This is a genomic window from Dermacoccus sp. Ellin185, assembly GCF_000152185.1.
GTDB classification, from domain to species: Bacteria; Actinomycetota; Actinomycetes; order Actinomycetales; family Dermatophilaceae; genus Dermacoccus; species Dermacoccus nishinomiyaensis.
Genome location: NZ_AEIQ01000037.1, coordinates 1 through 16096, shown reverse-complemented (window position 1 = coordinate 16096; position 16096 = coordinate 1). Strand labels below are relative to the sequence as shown.

The window sequence follows — 16096 nt, the reverse complement described above, 5'->3', positions numbered from 1 at the left end:
GACCATGTTCGACAAGCTCAAGAAGAAGGTCGACGACTCCGTCGTCGGCGAGAAGGCCGAAGCTCTCGTTGACAAGGCCAGCGACGTCGTCGCCACCGCGGCCGCAAAGGTCCCCGGGCACGGCGCGGGCCATGGCGTGGGCCGCGAGACGTTCACGGACTCGGGCGCCAAGCCCGGCAAGAAGCAGGTCGACAAGAGTGGCACACCGCTGCTGTCGGTGCGCGACCTCAAGGTGCACTGGCCGACCGATGACGGCATCGTCAAGTCGGTCGACGGCGTGAGCTTCGACCTGTACGAGGGTCAGACGCTCGGCATCGTCGGTGAGTCGGGTTCCGGCAAGTCGGTGACGTCGACGACGATCATGGGCCTCAACCGTGGGACGAACGCTCAGATCTCCGGTGCGATCGACTTCGACGGTGACGACCTGCTCACCATCAAGGAAGACCGCATGCGCGAGTTGCGCGGGCGCAAGATGGCAATGATCTTCCAGGACCCGCTGTCGGCGCTTCACCCGTACTACACGGTGGGCGCGCAGATCATCGAGGCCTACAAGGTGCACCACCCCAAGGCGTCGAAGAAGGAGGCGCGTGAGCACACGATCGACATGCTCGCCCGCGTCGGCATCCCGTCGCCGCAGAAGCGAGTCGATCAGTACCCCCACGAGTTCTCGGGCGGTATGCGTCAGCGGGCGATGACGGCGATGGCGCTCGTCAATGACCCGAAGCTGCTGATCGCCGACGAGCCGACCACGGCACTCGACGTGACGGTGCAGGCGCAGATCCTCGACCTCATGCTCGACCTGCAGCAGGAGTTCAAGTCCGCGATCATCATCATCACCCACGACCTCGGCGTGGTCGCCGACGTCGCGGACGACCTGCTCGTCATGTACGCCGGGCGTCCGGTCGAGAAGGGTGACGTCTACGACACGTTCGCGACGCCGCAACACCCGTACACCGTGGGTCTGCTCAACTCGATGCCCCGTCTCGACGAGGCACGTCGCGAGCAGCTCGACCCCATCCCCGGTAACCCGCCGTCGCTCATCAACCTGCCGAGGGGTTGCTCGTTCGCGCCGCGTTGCGCGTTCAAGTACCTCGTGCCGGGCGATCGCTGCGACACCGAGATGCCCGATCTGCGCCACTTCGGCGACCAGGAAGCCCGCTGCTTCCTGACCGCAGAGCGGAAGGCCGAGCACATGAAGCCCGCGCAGACCCGCACGATCGACGGCGACGACGCGGCTTCCACAACCGGCGCGGCCCACGCCGCGACTGCCGGTGCTGCGGACGCCCACGGCGCGACCAAGGTTGGAGACTGAGCATGACCAACGCAGACACGCACGCGACGAGCGTGCCGCCGGGACCCGACGACGCTCTCGCGAGCGCGACCCAGGTCGCCGTCGGAGAAGAGGTGCTGCGCGTCACCGGGCTGCAGAAGCACTTCCCGCAGAAGAAGGCGGGCCTCATCCGGCGCCCCGACAACCCCGTCAAGGCCGTCGACGGCATCGACCTCGTCGTCCACCGCGGTGAGACGGTCGGCCTCGTCGGCGAGTCGGGCTGTGGCAAGTCGACCGCCGGTCGCACGATGCTCAAGCTCCTCGAGCCCACGGGAGGCCGGATCGAGTTCGCCGGTGAGGACATCACCGACTTCAAGGGCGGCGACCTGCGGCGCATTCGTCGTGAACTGCAGATGGTGTTCCAGGACCCGCACGGCTCGCTCAACCCGCGTCACACCGTCGGCAAGATCATCTCGGCGCCGTTCGAGATCCAGGGCGTCAAGCCCGAGGGCGGCGTGAAGAACGCGGTGCAGGAGCTCATGTCGCGGGTGGGGCTCAACCCCGAGCACTACAACCGCTACCCGCACGAGTTCTCCGGTGGTCAGCGTCAGCGCATCGGTGTCGCGCGTGCGATCGCCCTCAAGCCGCAGGTCATCGTCTGCGACGAGCCGGTCTCGGCGCTCGACGTGTCGATCCAGGCGCAGGTCGTCAACCTGCTCGAGGAGATCCAGGACAGCGACAAGATGGCGTACGTGTTCGTCGCGCACGACCTGTCCGTCGTGCGTCACATCTCCGACCGTGTCGTCGTCATGTACCTCGGCAAGGTCATGGAGGACGCCGACCGCGACACGCTGTACGAGCGCCCGCAGCACCCGTACACGCACGCGCTGCTGTCGGCCGTGCCGATCCCGGACCCGACGCTCAAGGGCAAGCGCGAGCGCATCCTGCTCAAGGGCGACCTGCCGAGCCCGCAGAACCCGCCGTCGGGTTGCGTGTTCCGCACGCGCTGCCCGAAGGCACAGGATCTGTGCGCTCAGGTCGTGCCCGAGCCCGTCGAGGTCGCGCCCGGCCACCGCGTCGCGTGCCACTTCCCGGAGGTGCGCGCCGACGTCGTGTGACGTCACCCGCTTGAAGCCGTCTGGCCCGCCCCACATCGGGGCGGGCCTGACGGCCATGTGCACCCCGTAATCTGGTGGCAGCGCGACATGCGCGCTCGAAGAAGGAGATGACGTGGACCTGACGCTCGGACAGATCGCCGGGTTCATCGCGGCCGTCGCGTTCGCCGTGCTCGTGTGGCGCCTTGGCAGTGTCATCGGCAAGGCTGGCGCCGTGCTCGACGAGGCGAGCGCCGCGGTGCGCAAGGTGAGCGACGAGACGTTGCCGCTCATCACGGAGATGACCTCGACCGTCGCAGCCGCGAACACCCAGGTCGAGCGCCTCGACGCAATCACAGCCAACCTCGCGACGATGACGAATAATCTCAACGCCCTGACGTCGCTGACCGTGGCGACGGTCGGGCGTCCCATGCTGAAGGTCGCCTCCGTCGGTTACACCATCAAGACGGCAATGAGCGGAAAGACCCCGGGGACGCCGCGCCGATTCTGAGTGCTGCGCGGCTAGGGTCACCCCATGAACCAGATCACGACCGGCCCCGTCACGGACGACGCTTCCACCAATCCGTTGCTGACGCGCAGCGACCTGCCGTTCGAGTTGCCGCCGTTCGAACGCATCCGCGCCGATCACTTCGTCCCGGCCTTCGAGCATCTCGAGCAGCAGGTGCGGCGCACCCTCGCGGACATCACGCAGCCGCAGACACCGGCGACGTTCGTCGACGTCGTCGAGCCGTTGGAACGCGATCACGCGGCCACCGAACGCGTGTTGGCGCCGCTTTACACCCTGACCGGTTCTGACACGACACCGCCGTTGCAGGCCCTCGAGGACGAGCTCGCGCCGCGCGTCGCCGCCCTGGCGGACCTGGTCGACGTCGATGCTGCCCTGCTCGAGAAGCTGCGCGAGGTTCGAGCCGGCGACGCCACGATGAGCCCCGAGCAGAGCCACGTCGTCGAGCGCCGGATCAAGGCGATGACGCTTGCCGGCGCGGCGCTCACCCCGGAGGCTGCCGAGCAGGTCAAGGCGATCAACGGCGAGCTCGCGACACTCGGCGCCGAGTTCGACCGCCGCCTGCTGGCCGACACCGCGGCCCTGGCCGTCGTCGTCGAGGAGCGTTCGAGCCTCGCAGGCCTGGACGACGCCGAGATCGACGCCCTGGCACGGCCCGAGCAGGACGGCGGCGGCTACGTCATCCCTCTCACGTATCCGACGGGACATCCCTACCTCGCGCGTCTGCGTGATCGTGACCTGCGTCGACGCATCATGACGGCGTCGACGGCGCGGTGCAGTCGCGGCGACGAGAACGACACGCGGGAGCTGGTTCGGGACATCGCCCGCCTGCGTGCCCGTCGAGCCGCGCTGCTTGGCTTCGACAGCCACGCCGCGTGGGCGACGGCGGACAGCACGGCCAGGACGCCTCAGGCGGTGCTCGACATGCTCGCTCCCATCGCGCGTGCCGCCGGCGAGAACGCCCGCGCCGAGATCGAGGTGCTAGCCGCCACGGCGCGCGAGGACGGGGTGGACACGATCGAGTCGTGGGATCACGCGTACTACGCCGAGCAGGTCAGAGCGCGAGATCACGACGTCGACCTGGAGGCCCTGCGTCCCTACTTCGAGCTCGAACGTGTTCTCGAGCGGGGCGTGTTCGCCGCGGCCGAGCAGCTGTACGGCTTCACGTTCACCCCGCGAGCCGATCTGCGGGGCTGGAACGCCGACACGCGCGTGTTCGAGGTGCACGACGAGGACGGGGGCGCCGTCGGCCTGTACCTGCTCGATCCGTACGCCCGCCCGAGCAAGCGCGGCGGCGCGTGGATGCATCCGCTCGTCGAGCAGAACGACCTCCTCGGCCAGGCCCCGGTTGTCTGCAACAACCTCAACGTGACGCGGCCGTCGCAGGGGGAGCCCACCCTCATGACGTTCGACGAGGTGGAGACGTTCTTCCACGAGTTCGGCCATGCCCTGCACGGGCTGCTGTCGCAGGTGCGTCACCCGTCGGTCTCGGGGCCCAACGTCGAACGGGACTTCGTCGAGTTCCCCAGCAAGGTCAACGAGATGTGGATGCTGTGGCCGAGCGTCGTCGAGCGCTACGCGCAGCACGTCGAGACGGCGGAGACGCTGCCGGAGGCGGTGCGTGATCGCCTCGAGGCCTCGGCGACCTGTAACCAGGGCTTCGCCACCAGTGAGCTGGTGGGCGCCGCATTGCTCGACTTCTCCTGGCACCTGCTCACCGAGCAGGACGAGGTGCCGTCCGTCGAGCAGATGGCCGAGACGGTACGGCGCCGGTACGGACTGGACATCGACGCCGTGCCCTCCCGCTATGCCGCGCCGTACTTTCAGCACGTCTTCTCCGGTGGGTACTCGGCGGGGTACTACGGCTACCTGTGGTCGGAGGTGCTCGATGCGGACGCATGCGAGTGGTTCGTCGAGAACGGGGGAGCGACGCGCGAGAACGGACGGCGGTTCGCCGAACGGATCCTCGGCGTGGGCGGTGGCGCAGACCCCATGGGGGCGTACGAGAGCTTCCGCGGCCGGGCGCCGTCGCCGGGGCCGATGTTCCGCCGTCGCGGCCTCGAGGCCAGGAGTTCCGGGTCGCGCTGATGTCGGCCAGATGTCGTCCTTGTTTCGTGAGTAACGATGTCGTCACGGGCCGTCCCCCAGCCGTTCATCTTCGGCGCCCACCACATATTCTTCAATCGCCGCTGAAGGAAAGACCTTCCGACCAGCGTCCATCACCGTCTCGTGAAGGAGACACGCCCGCGTGCTTCGCTACATCCTCCGAAAAGCGCTGGGGTGGGTGGTCATGATCTTCGTGGCCACCAACCTGACGTTCTTCCTGGCTTCCTTCTTCCTGAAGCCCGAGTCGAACTATCTGGCGCGGCGACCCCCGCTCAGCCACGACCAGATCGTTCGCTCCCTGGACCAGTACAACCTGAACCCCGACGAATCGGTCTTCACGAAGTGGTGGACGTGGTTCCAGGGCGTGTTCTTCCACTGGGACTGGGGTCAGTCGCCGACGGGTGTCGACGTCAACTCCGAGGTCGCCTACCGGGCCGCCATCAGCGCCCAGCTCGTGCTCGGTGCGACGATTCTCAGTGCGGTCCTCGGCATCGCGCTGGCCGTCTACAGCGCAGCTCGCCAGTACCGCTTCGGCGACCGCGTGGCCCAGGCGACGTCGATCATCACGCTCAACATCCCCCTGCCGGTGGCGGCGCTGTGCGTCGTGTTCCTCGGCATCTGGGCCAACCAGAAGCTCGGTCACACCGTCTTCTACGTCGCCGGTGCGCAGGATCCGAACGTCAGTGGGTTCTGGGCGACGCTCGTCAGCCGCCTGGCACACCTCGTGCTGCCGTCGATCACCCTCATCCTCGTGGGTTACGCCAGCTATCACCTGACTCAGCGCACGCTCCTGCTCGACACCGTGGACGCGGACTTCGTGCGCACCGCCCGGGCCAAGGGGCTCACGCGCCAGGAGGCCATCCGCCGCCACGGACTGCGCACGTCGCTCATTCCGACGGCCGCCCAGCTCGCGTTCTCCATCCCGGCGATGTTCACCGGCGCGATCATGACAGAGACGATCTTCGCCTGGAAGGGCATGGGGCAGTACTTCACCCAGACCATCGGGCAGAACGACATCCACGGCACCGTCGCCATCGCGGCCTTCGGCGCCCTCATGACGGCCATCGGCGCGATCCTCGCGGACCTCGCGACCGTCGCCCTCGACCCCCGAGTGCGGGTGAGCTGAGCCATGACGAACGACTTCAACCCCATCGAGCCCGAAAGCGTCGAACAGGCCGCCATCTCGCCGGAAACGGTCCGCGAGACGCGCCTACCGGACGGTTCACCCACCCCTGAGCTGACCGAGGGCGACCCCAAGCGCGACGGCGCCGCCGCTCCGCTCACCCGCCGAAAGCTCTACATGCGCCGTTTCATGCGCAACAAGGGCGGCGTCCTGGGTCTCGTCATCCTCCTGGGTCTCGTCGTGTTCTCGATCGTCGGCGGGTTCTTCACGCAGTGGAACTACACCGACCCCGACTTCCTCACGCTGCAGCAGGGTCCGGGCGGGAGCCACTTCTTCGGCACCAACCAGGCCGGCAACGACACCTACGCCCAGGCCGTCCACGGTCTGCAGCGATCCATCATCATCGGTGTGAGCGTGTCGGCGCTGACGACGATCATCTCGGCGGTCGTCGGAGCCTGGGCCGCCTACGTGGGTGGGCGTCTGGAGAAATTGACGCTCGGTCTCATCCACTTCCTCCTCGTGGTGCCGAGCTTCCTCATCCTGGCGCTCATCTCCACCTATTTCCAGGGCGACTGGCGCGTCCTCATCTTCGTGCTGACCCTCTTCGGCTGGGTGTTCTCGGCCCGCATCGTGTGGACGATCTCGACATCCGTGCGTGAACGCGAATACGTCGCGGCCGCCGAGTTCATGGGAGTGCCCACGACGAAGGTGGTGCTTCGCCACGTCATCCCGAACATCGGGTCGCTGCTCATCGTGAACTTCACCCTCGGCGTCGTCTCCACCATCATGAGCGAGACCGGCCTGTCCTTCCTCGGGTTCGGCATCAAGCAGCCCGACGTGTCGCTCGGTTCGATGCTCGCCGACGGTGCGAATTCCGTCTACTCCGCGCCGTGGCTGTTCGCCTTCCCCTCTCTGCTCCTCGTCATGCTCACCGTCTCGATGGCACTCATCGGTGACGGCCTGCGTGACGCGCTCGACCCGAACTCCAAGGCTGGTGGCAACGCATGAGCACCCCGATCTCCGTCTCCGGTGGCGGCATGCTGGACAAGGCGGGCAGCAGCCCGTTGATCTCGGTCAAGGATCTCGCGGTGTCCTTCCCCTCCGAAGCGGGGCGTGTCGACGCGGTGCGCGGCGTCAGCTTCGACATCGCACGCGGTGAGACGCTCGGCATCGTCGGCGAGTCCGGCTCGGGCAAGTCCGTCACGTCCACGGCCATCATGGGTCTGCTGCCGAGCTACGCGAAGGTGGACGGCAGCATCACCCTCGAGGGTGAAGAGCTGCTGGGACGCACCGACAAGGAGATGTCGAAGGTGCGCGGCAAGCGCATCGGCATGGTGTTTCAGGATCCCCTGTCGGCGCTGACGCCGATCTTCACCGTCGGTGACCAGATCGTCGAAGCGATCCTCATCCATCAGGACATCACCAAGGCGAAGGCGTGGGAGCAGGCCGTCGCGCTGCTCGACCTCGTCGGCATCCCCAACCCGAAGACCCGTGCGAAGTCGTTCCCGCACGAGTTCTCCGGCGGTATGCGTCAGCGTGTCGTCATCGCCCTGGCCATCGCGAACAACCCGGACCTCATCATCGCGGACGAGCCGACCACCGCACTCGATGTGACGGTGCAGGCCCAGGTGCTCGAGGTGCTCAAGAAGGCCCAGCGTGAGACGGGCGCCGCCGTGCTCATGATCACGCACGACCTGGGCGTCGTCGCCGGTCAGGCCGACCGTGTCGGCGTCATGTACGCCGGCCGCCTCATCGAGACGGGGACGGCGGACGACGTCTTCGCCGCACCGCGGATGCCGTACACGATCGGCCTGCTCGGGGCCGTGCCCCGCGTCGACGCGACGGGGCGTGAGGCGCTAGCACCGATCAAGGGCACGCCGCCGTTGCTCGTCGACCTCCCGGACGCGTGCCCGCTCATCCCGCGCTGCCCGATCGCGACCGCGGAGTGCGGCAACGGCGAACCGGCCCTGCGTCCCGTCGGCTCCGCGACGCATCGTGCGGCCTGCATCCGCGCCGACGAGATCTCCGGGCGGGGCTTCATCGGCTCCGAACCCATCTTCCCCCGACCCGTCATCGAGGATCCCGCCGCCGGCATCCCCCGCGAGGAGCGCGCGAGCGTCCTGCGCCTGGACGACGTGACGAAGACGTTTCCGCTCATGAAGGGCGCCGTGCTCAAGCGTCGCGTCGGCTCGGTCTACGCCGTCGCCGGCATCGACCTCGACCTGCGCGAGGGGGAGACCCTCGGTCTCGTCGGGGAGTCCGGCTCGGGCAAGACGACCACCCTCATGGAGATCATGCGGATGGGTCAGCCCGAGACGGGCGACATCGAGATCGCCGGGCAGAGCATCAAGAACGCCTCGAGGTCGCAGCGCAAGGATCTGCGTCGCGACATCCAGATGGTCTTCCAGGACCCGATGGGTGCCCTCGACCCGCGCATGACTGTGCACGGCATCATCAGCGAACCGCTCGTCGCGCTCGGTGGGTCGAGCAAGCACGAGATCGACGAGCGGGTCGAGGAGCTCATGGCGCTCGTCGGGCTCAACCCGCAGCACTCCGACCGTTTCCCAGCAGCCTTCTCCGGCGGACAGCGTCAGCGCATCGGCATCGCCCGTGCGCTCGCCACGAACCCGAAGACGGTCGTGCTCGACGAGCCGGTCTCCGCGCTCGACGTGTCGATCCAGGCCGGCGTCATCAACCTGCTCGCCGAGCTGAAGGCCCGTCTCGGCCTCAGCTACCTCATCGTCGCCCATGACCTCGCCGTCGTGCGTCACATCTCGGATCGGGTCGCGGTCATGTACCTCGGCAAGATCGTCGAGGTCGGTGCCGTCGACGACGTGTTCGAGCGCCCGATGCACCCCTACACCAAGGCGCTCCTGTCCGCCATCCCCGTGCCGAACCCGGTGGTCGAACGTAGCCGTGAGCGGATCCTGCTCACGGGCGACCTGCCCAGCCCGACCTCCTCAGAGCCCGGGTGCCGCTTCGTCTCGCGGTGCCCGTTGTATAAGACCCTCGACGACGCGAAGCAGCAGCTGTGCCGGGACACGACGCCCGAGCTCATGTCTGTGACCGGCGCCGATCATGCCCACGCCTGTCACTTCGCAGGCGGGGCCGACACAAAGGAAGTTCACTGATGAAGTCGATGAAGACGGCGTCCGGCGCCTTCGTTCTCGCCAGCGCTCTGCTGCTCACCGGGTGTTCCGGGGGCTCGTCGGACGACAAGGGCGACGACAGCAAGAAGACGACGAACACCTCGTTGCAGAAGAGCTACAACGAGCAGCCGGCGTCGGCCCTCAAGGATGGTGGCACGTACACCACCGCCACGACCGAGGTCTCTCCGCAGTTCAACCCGTTCCAGCAGGACGGCACCCGCTACACCTCGGACGTGTGGCGCTGGTACAACCCCGTCCTCAAGACGTACTCGGCTGACGGCAGCAAGGTCATCTGGAACAAGGCCTACATCGAGCGCGCCAAGAGCGAGGTCAAGGGTGACAAGCTCGTCGTCACCTACACGATGAACCCGAAGGCGAAGTACAACGACGGTTCGCCGATCGACTGGAAGTCCTTCGAGAACACGTGGAAGGCCAACAGCGGCAAGGACAAGGCGTTCCTGCCCAGTTCGACGGATGGCTTCTCGGCCATCGAGTCCGTGGCGAAGGGCAAGGACGACCACGAGGCCGTCATCACGTTCAACCAGCCGGGCGTGTGGTGGGAAGGTCTGTTCGACTTCCTGCTCAACCCGAAGGTGAGCTCCGCGGACCAGTTCAACAAGTTCTACCTGAACAACCCGCACGCCGAGCTCGGCGCGGGCCCGTACAAGATCGAGAAGTACGACTCGAAGGCCGGCACCATCTCGTTCGTCCGCAACGAGAAGTGGTGGGGCGACAAGGGCAAACTCGACAAGCGCACGTTCATCACGATGGAGGCCTCGGCGTCCATCAACGCGTTCAAGAACGGGCAGATCGACGCGACGAGCGCGAGGACCAAGGACCGTCTGCAGCAGGTGAAGGATGTTCCCAACACCGAGCTGCGCCGCGGTTCCTACCCCTCGAACAGCCTGCTCACCCTCAACGGCAAGAGCCCGCTGCTCGCGGACAAGGCCGTTCGCAAGGCCATCATGGAAGGCGTCGACCGCAGCAAGCTCGCCGAGATCGAGTTCAACGGTCTCGACTACAAGGAGGAGCTGCCCGGCTCGTTCCTGCTCTTCAGCTTCCAGAAGGGCTACGAGAACAACGTCTCGACGAAGTTCGACGCCGAGCAGGCGAAGAAGGACCTCGACGCGGCGGGCTGGAAGGCCGGTCCGGACGGCGTCCGTTCCAAGGACGGCAAGAAGCTGACCCTCAGCTATGTCAACCTCGGTGATGACCCGGTCAGCAAGGCCCAGGCCACGGCGATGCAGGCGATGCTCAAGGGCATCGGCGTCGACATGAAGATCGACCAGCGCGCCTCCTCGGAGTTCTCGAACGTCATCACGAAGAAGGACTTCGACCTCTTCCCGATGGGCTTCAGCTCCTCCGACCCCTACGGTGTGGCGTACGCCTGCCAGGTGTGGTGCTCGGACTCTGGCCTGAACCAGTCCGGTGTCGCGGACAAGTCGCTCGACCCGAAGTTCAAGGACCTGACGAAGATCAGCGACAAGGACAAGCAGATCGCCGAGGCCAACAAGCTGGAGAAGCAGGCCATGGACCAGTACGGCATCCTGCCGCTGACGAACGGCCCGGTCATCATGGCGACGAAGAAGGGGCTCGCGAACGTCGGTGCGTCCGTGTTCTACTTCCCGTTCCCGGAGACCATCGGTTGGCAGAAGTGACGTCAGCGCCGATGCGCGCCTGACATGACGGGCGAGGCCCGGTTCCCGCACAGGGGGCCGGGCCTCGTCCGTTCGTTCGCGCGCCGCGGTGCCCCGCACCGCCCGGCCGGTCACGAGGCCGCCACGATGGGGAAATGGCGCGCACTCGTGGGATGATGAGCGACGCACACCCGTACGACTTCTCACGAATGAGGGCGATTGATGGAAACCGCCGAGATCAGGCGCCGCTGGCTGCAGTTCTTCGAAGGCAAGGGCCACACGGTCGTCCCGAGCGCACCACTCATCTACGACGACCCGAACCTGCTCTTCGTCAACGCCGGCATGGTGCCGTTCAAGCCGTACTTCCTCGGTCAGGCCACGCCGACGTTCACGCGCGCGACCAGCGTGCAGAAGTGCGTGCGCACGGGTGACATCGAAGAGGTCGGCAAGACGAGCCGTCACGGCACGTTCTTCCAGATGAACGGCAACTTCAGCTTCGGTGACTACTTCAAGGAAGACGCGATCAAGTTCGCGTGGGAGCTGCTCACGAGGCATCAGAGCCAGGGCGGGTACGGTCTCGACGCCGACCGTCTGTGGCCGACGGTGTTCGAGAGCGACGACGAGGCCTACGCGATCTGGAAGGACGTCATCGGCGTCGACGCCGCGCGCATCACGCGCCGCGACGCGAACGACAACTACTGGAGCATGGGCGTGCCCGGCCCCGGTGGGCCGTGCTCGGAGATCTTCTTCGACCGCGGCGCCGAGTACGGCGTCGAGGGTGGCCCGGCGGTCGACGAGGACCGCTACATGGAGATCTGGAACCTGGTCTTCATGCAGTACGAGCTGTCCGCCGTGCGCAGCAAGGCTGACTTCGACGTCGCCGGCGAACTGCCGCGCCGCAACATCGACACCGGCATGGGCCTGGAGCGCATGGCGTCGGTGCTGCAGGGCGTCGACAACCTCTACGAGATCGACGAGGTCTACCCCGTCCTCGACATGGCCGCCGAGATGACGGGCAAGCGCTACGGCGCGAACTCGGGCCAGTCGGCCGCGAGCAGCCACCCTGACGACGTTCACCTGCGCGTCGTCGCCGACCACGTGCGCAGCTCGCTCATGCTCATCGGTGACGGCGTGACGCCGGGCAACGAGGGGCGCGGGTACGTCCTGCGCCGCATGCTGCGCCGCGCGGTGCGCGCGATGCGCCTGCTCGGCTACGCCGACCCGGCGCTGCCGCACCTGGTCCCGATCTCGATGGAGCGGATGTCGCAGTCGTACCCCGAGCTCAAGACCGACTTCGCGCGCATCTCGCAGATCGCGTACGCCGAGGAGGAGGCATTCCGCCGCACCCTCGTCGCTGGTACGACGATCCTCGACACCGCGGTCGCGAAGGCGAAGCAGACGACGGACCAGCAGGCGGGCGGCGACAAGCCCGTCCTCACCGGCGACCAGGCGTTCAGCCTCCACGACACGTACGGCTTCCCGATCGACCTCACCCTCGAGATGGCGGCCGAGCAGGGAGTCAGCGTCGACGAGGCCGGTTTCTGTCGCCTCATGGACGAGCAGCGTCAGCGCGCCAAGGCCGACGCCAAGGCGAAGAAGGCCGGCCACGGTGACGTCGCCGTCTGGACGCAGCTGCGCGAGGCCGGGGCCACCGAGTTCCTCGCCTACGAGACGCTGCAGGCCGAGGCGAGCGTGCGCGGCCTCGTCGCGAACGGCTCGGCCGTCGAACAGCTCGAGCCGGGTCAGAGCGGCCAGGTCGTGCTCGACCGCACGTCGTTCTACGCCGAATCCGGTGGTCAGATCGCCGACGAGGGCATCATCGTCACGCCCGCCGGTCGCCTCAAGGTCGTCGATGTGCAGCGCCCGGTCAAGGGCCTCATCGCGCACACGGTCGAGGTGCTCGACGGGCCCGTCCGCGTCGGCGAGGGCGTGCACACGCAGGTCGACCCCGAATGGCGCATCTCCGCCTGCCAGGCGCACTCGGGCACGCACGTCGTCCACGCCGCGCTGCGCGAGGTGCTCGGCCCGTCGGCGCTGCAGAGCGGCTCGTACAACAAGCCCGGTTACCTGCGTCTCGACTTCGCGTGGAACTCGGCCCTGTCGCCCGAGACGCGCAGCGAGATCGAGGAGGTCTCCAACCTCGCCCTGCGTCGTGACCTACCCGTCGCCGCGCAGTACATGACGCTGCCCGAGGCAAAGGAGTGGGGCGCGATCGCCCTGTTCGGCGAGACCTACGACGAGCAGGTGCGCGTCATCGAGATCGGCGGCCCCTGGTCGCGAGAGCTCTGTGGTGGCACGCACGTCGCGCACAGCTCGCAGATCGGTGCGCTCACGCTCACCGGCGAGTCGTCCGTCGGTTCGGGCGTGCGCCGTCTCGAGGCGTTCGTCGGGATCGACGCGATGCGCTACCTCGCGAAGGAGCGCGCCCTCGTCGCCGACCTCACGTCGATGACGAAGGCGCAGCCGGGTGAGCTCAAGGACAAGATCTCCGAGATGCTGACGCGCATCAAGGACGCCGAGCGCGAGCTCTCGCGCCTCAAGCAGCAGCAGATGGCCGCTGCGGCCGGCTCCCTCGTCGAGCAGGCGAAGGACGTCTTCGGGGTGCGCTTCATCGGTCATCACGACGACGCGATCGACGCCGACGCGGCCCGGGCGATGGCGACGGACCTGCGCGCCAAGCTCGGCGACGCGACGCCGAGCGTCGTCGCAGTCGGCGGCGTGAGCAAGGGCCGCCCCGTCATCGTCATCGCGACGAACGCGCCGGCACGCGAGTGGCGTGTCAAGGCCGGTGACCTCGTCAAGGTCGCGGCCGGCGTGCTCGGTGGTGGTGGCGGCGGCAAGCCGGACCTCGCACAGGGTGGTGGCCAGGACGCCTCGAAGCTCGGCGCCGCGATCGCCGAGGTCGAGCACACCGTCGGCCGCACGGTCACGAACTGAAGGTGCAGCGGGCTCGTCATGCGTGAGGGGATCAGGTTGGGCGTCGACGTCGGCACCGTGCGTGTCGGCGTCGCCGTCAGCGACCCTGACGGCATCATGGCGACGCCCGTCGAGACCCTCGCGCGCGCGAGCGCGAGCGACAAGGATGTGCAGCGCGTAGCCGAGCTCGCGGACGACGCTCGTGCCCTCGAGGTCGTCGTCGGCCTGCCCCTCAACATGAAGGGTGAGGACACCGCGTCGACACAGGCCGCTCGCGCCTGGGCCAACACGCTGAAGCGTCTTCGGCCCGCGCTTCGCGTCATTCTCGTCGATGAGCGTCTAACATCTGTGTCCGCGCACCAATCGCTCCACGCCAGTGGGGTGGCCGGGCGCGAGCACAGGCAGCACGTCGACCAGCAGGCCGCCGTGCTCATCCTGCAGGCCGCACTCGAGACCGAGCGTGGCACCGGAAGGCCGCCCGGCCTCGAGGTGGGGGGCCGCAAGCCCCGTGCGCGACGACGGACAAGCGAAGGTGACACCCACGATGCCTGATTCTCCCCGCGAGCGTCTCTTCGGGAGCGGCAACGACGAGGTCGACCCCAGCCAGAGCGTCCGTCGCGACGGCGAACGCAGCGCACCCACTCGGGCAGAGCTGCCACAGGCACGACGGCTGCAGTCGCGACGCGAACATCGCGCCCGCGCTGATGCGCAACGCGAGGCCCAGGCTCTCCGCCCAGCCGGCGCGAGCGAGGTCGACTACAACCCGAACAAGCGCCGCGGTCTCGTGACCCTGGCGCTCGCGCTCGTCCTCGTCGTCGCCGCCGGATCCTTCGCGTGGCGCACCCTGGGGCTGAGCCTGCCGTCGTTCAGCAGCTCAGGGGGCGACTACTCGGGCACGGGGGAGAACGAGACCGCCGAGGTCAAGATCAACAAGGGTGACGCGGGCAGCACGATCGGTTCAGCCCTCGTCGCGGCCGGGGTGACGAAGTCGACGTCGGCCTTCGTCGAGGCGATGGCGGCGTCACCGAACGTCAACCTGACGCCCGGCGTCTACAAACTCAGGAAGAAGCAGAGCGCCGATTCGGCGCTCTCCGCGCTGCAGGACCCGAAGAACCGCGTCGGCGGCGGCATCGTCATCCAAGAGGGCCTGTGGCAGAGCGAGATCTTCGCGAAGCTGTCGAAGGGCACCGGCCACCCCGTCAGTGAGTACGAGGCCGTGACGCCCGCGCAGCTCGGCCTGCCGAGCACGATGAACGGCAAGCTCGAGGGCTGGCTGTTCCCCTCGACGTACGACTTCGACAAGTCGATGTCGGCGAAGCAGCAGCTGCAGACGATGGTGACGAACACCAAGGAGCAGATCAACTCGCTCAACATCCCGGCCGACCAGATCCAGAAGGTGCTGACGAAGGCCAGCATCGTGCAGGCCGAGTCGCCCAACGCGGCGAACGACGGCAAGGTGGCCCGCGTCATCGACAACCGCCTGTCGAGCGGGATGAAACTGCAGATGGACTCGAGCGTCCACTACGTCATCCACAAGCGCGGCACGGTGACGACGACCGACGCCGACCGCGCCAACCCGAGCCCGTACAACTCGTACGTGCACGCGGGTCTGCCGCCGACGCCGTACAACAGCCCCGGTCTCGACGCGATCAAGGCCGCCGCGAACCCGACGCCGGGCACGTGGAAGTACTTCGTCGCCGTCAACCTCGACACGGGCGAGACGCTGTTCGCGGACACCTACGACCAGCAGCTCGAGAACGAGAAGAAGTTCCGGGCCTGGTGCAAGGCGAACCCCGGACGCGGCTGCTGATGCCCCGCGCACTCGTCGTCGGCTCGCCGATCGACCATTCGCTCTCGCCTACGCTGCACGAGGCGGGGTATCGAGCGGCGGGCCTGGACGACTGGTCGTACGCACGTGCCGAGGTCGTCGCTGATGAGGTGCGCGCATTCGTGGCCAGGCTCGACCACGATGTCGTCGGACTGTCGGTGACGATGCCGTGCAAGGAAGCGGCGTTGGCTGTGGCTGACGAGGCGTCGGCGCTCGCTGGTGACGTCGGCGCGGCCAACACGCTCGTGCGGCGTGAGGGTGGTTGGTTCGCCGACAACACCGACGTCCACGGCGTCGTCGAAGCCCTGCGCGCCGCCGGGTGCGCGGGTGGCCGGGGCGCCGTCGTCATCGGCTCGGGCGCGACGGCGCGTTCCGTCGTCGCCGCTCTGTCGCGTCTCGGCGTGCGCGAGGTGACGTTCGTCGTGCGCGCGCAGGCGCGCCCCGAGA

General features: G+C 67.6%; 11 protein-coding genes and 1 pseudogene. All 12 read left to right on the top strand.

Features of this window, described 5'->3' with window-relative positions; all coding sequences use genetic code 11:
• Positions 1–4: 4 nt before the first annotated feature.
• The gene (locus tag HMPREF0321_RS02325; RefSeq protein WP_006943876.1) at positions 5–1312 is read left to right on the top strand and encodes an ABC transporter ATP-binding protein; all 1308 of its coding nucleotides are present in this window, start codon (positions 5–7) and stop codon (positions 1310–1312) included.
• A 2-nt stretch (positions 1313–1314) separates the two neighbouring features.
• Positions 1315–2388, top strand: a complete 1074-nt coding sequence (locus HMPREF0321_RS02320; protein ID WP_006943884.1) for an ABC transporter ATP-binding protein — start codon at positions 1315–1317, stop codon at positions 2386–2388.
• 112 nt (positions 2389–2500) lie between these two features.
• Positions 2501–2875 carry a DUF948 domain-containing protein gene (locus tag HMPREF0321_RS02315; protein ID WP_006943870.1) on the top strand — a complete coding sequence of 125 codons (375 nt, stop codon included), beginning with the start codon at positions 2501–2503 and terminating at the stop codon, positions 2873–2875.
• A 24-nt stretch (positions 2876–2899) separates the two neighbouring features.
• Entirely contained in the window at positions 2900–4978 is a 2079-nt protein-coding gene (locus tag HMPREF0321_RS02310) for a M3 family metallopeptidase (RefSeq protein ID WP_006943871.1), read from the top strand.
• A 160-nt stretch (positions 4979–5138) separates the two neighbouring features.
• A complete protein-coding gene (locus HMPREF0321_RS02305) occupies positions 5139–6122 on the top strand; it encodes an ABC transporter permease (RefSeq protein WP_006943893.1) in 984 nt (327 codons plus the stop codon).
• A 3-nt stretch (positions 6123–6125) separates the two neighbouring features.
• A complete protein-coding gene (locus tag HMPREF0321_RS02300; protein ID WP_006943903.1) occupies positions 6126–7127 on the top strand; it encodes an ABC transporter permease in 1002 nt (333 codons plus the stop codon).
• Positions 7124–9250: a dipeptide ABC transporter ATP-binding protein gene (locus HMPREF0321_RS02295; RefSeq protein WP_006943905.1), complete on the top strand. Its 2127-nt coding sequence runs from the start codon at positions 7124–7126 to the stop codon at positions 9248–9250. The genes HMPREF0321_RS02300 and HMPREF0321_RS02295 overlap by 4 nt, the downstream gene beginning before the upstream one ends.
• The gene (locus tag HMPREF0321_RS02290; RefSeq protein ID WP_006943883.1) at positions 9250–10926 is read left to right on the top strand and encodes an ABC transporter family substrate-binding protein; all 1677 of its coding nucleotides are present in this window, start codon (positions 9250–9252) and stop codon (positions 10924–10926) included. Before HMPREF0321_RS02295 ends, HMPREF0321_RS02290 begins: the two co-directional genes overlap by 1 nt.
• Positions 10927–11127: 201 nt before the next feature.
• Complete coding sequence (gene alaS, locus HMPREF0321_RS02285) at positions 11128–13842, top strand: alanine--tRNA ligase (RefSeq protein ID WP_006943909.1); 2715 nt, start codon at positions 11128–11130, stop codon at positions 13840–13842.
• An 18-nt stretch (positions 13843–13860) separates the two neighbouring features.
• On the top strand, positions 13861–14373 hold the full coding sequence (gene ruvX / locus HMPREF0321_RS02280) for a Holliday junction resolvase RuvX (protein WP_006943878.1): 513 nt from the start codon (positions 13861–13863) through the stop codon (positions 14371–14373).
• Positions 14366–15631: an endolytic transglycosylase MltG gene (mltG, locus tag HMPREF0321_RS02275; RefSeq protein WP_006943867.1), complete on the top strand. Its 1266-nt coding sequence runs from the start codon at positions 14366–14368 to the stop codon at positions 15629–15631. Before ruvX ends, mltG begins: the two co-directional genes overlap by 8 nt.
• A pseudogene (locus HMPREF0321_RS02270) lies at positions 15631–16096 on the top strand (shikimate dehydrogenase); the annotation flags it as partial. The gene mltG and the pseudogene HMPREF0321_RS02270, both read left to right, overlap by 1 nt.

Excerpts from the sequence above, each read along its gene's own strand:
- HMPREF0321_RS02325 (WP_006943876.1), top strand. The coding sequence starts at position 5 with ATGTTCGACAAGCTCAAGAAGAAGGTCGACGACTCCGTCGTCGGCGAG.
- HMPREF0321_RS02320 (WP_006943884.1), top strand. The coding sequence starts at position 1,315 with ATGACCAACGCAGACACGCACGCGACGAGCGTGCCGCCGGGACCCGAC.
- HMPREF0321_RS02310 (WP_006943871.1), top strand. The coding sequence starts at position 2,900 with ATGAACCAGATCACGACCGGCCCCGTCACGGACGACGCTTCCACCAAT.
- HMPREF0321_RS02300 (WP_006943903.1), top strand. The coding sequence starts at position 6,126 with ATGACGAACGACTTCAACCCCATCGAGCCCGAAAGCGTCGAACAGGCC.
- HMPREF0321_RS02295 (WP_006943905.1), top strand. The coding sequence starts at position 7,124 with ATGAGCACCCCGATCTCCGTCTCCGGTGGCGGCATGCTGGACAAGGCG.
- HMPREF0321_RS02290 (WP_006943883.1), top strand. The coding sequence starts at position 9,250 with ATGAAGTCGATGAAGACGGCGTCCGGCGCCTTCGTTCTCGCCAGCGCT.
- alaS (WP_006943909.1), top strand. The coding sequence starts at position 11,128 with ATGGAAACCGCCGAGATCAGGCGCCGCTGGCTGCAGTTCTTCGAAGGC.
- ruvX (WP_006943878.1), top strand. The coding sequence starts at position 13,861 with ATGCGTGAGGGGATCAGGTTGGGCGTCGACGTCGGCACCGTGCGTGTC.
- mltG (WP_006943867.1), top strand. The coding sequence starts at position 14,366 with ATGCCTGATTCTCCCCGCGAGCGTCTCTTCGGGAGCGGCAACGACGAG.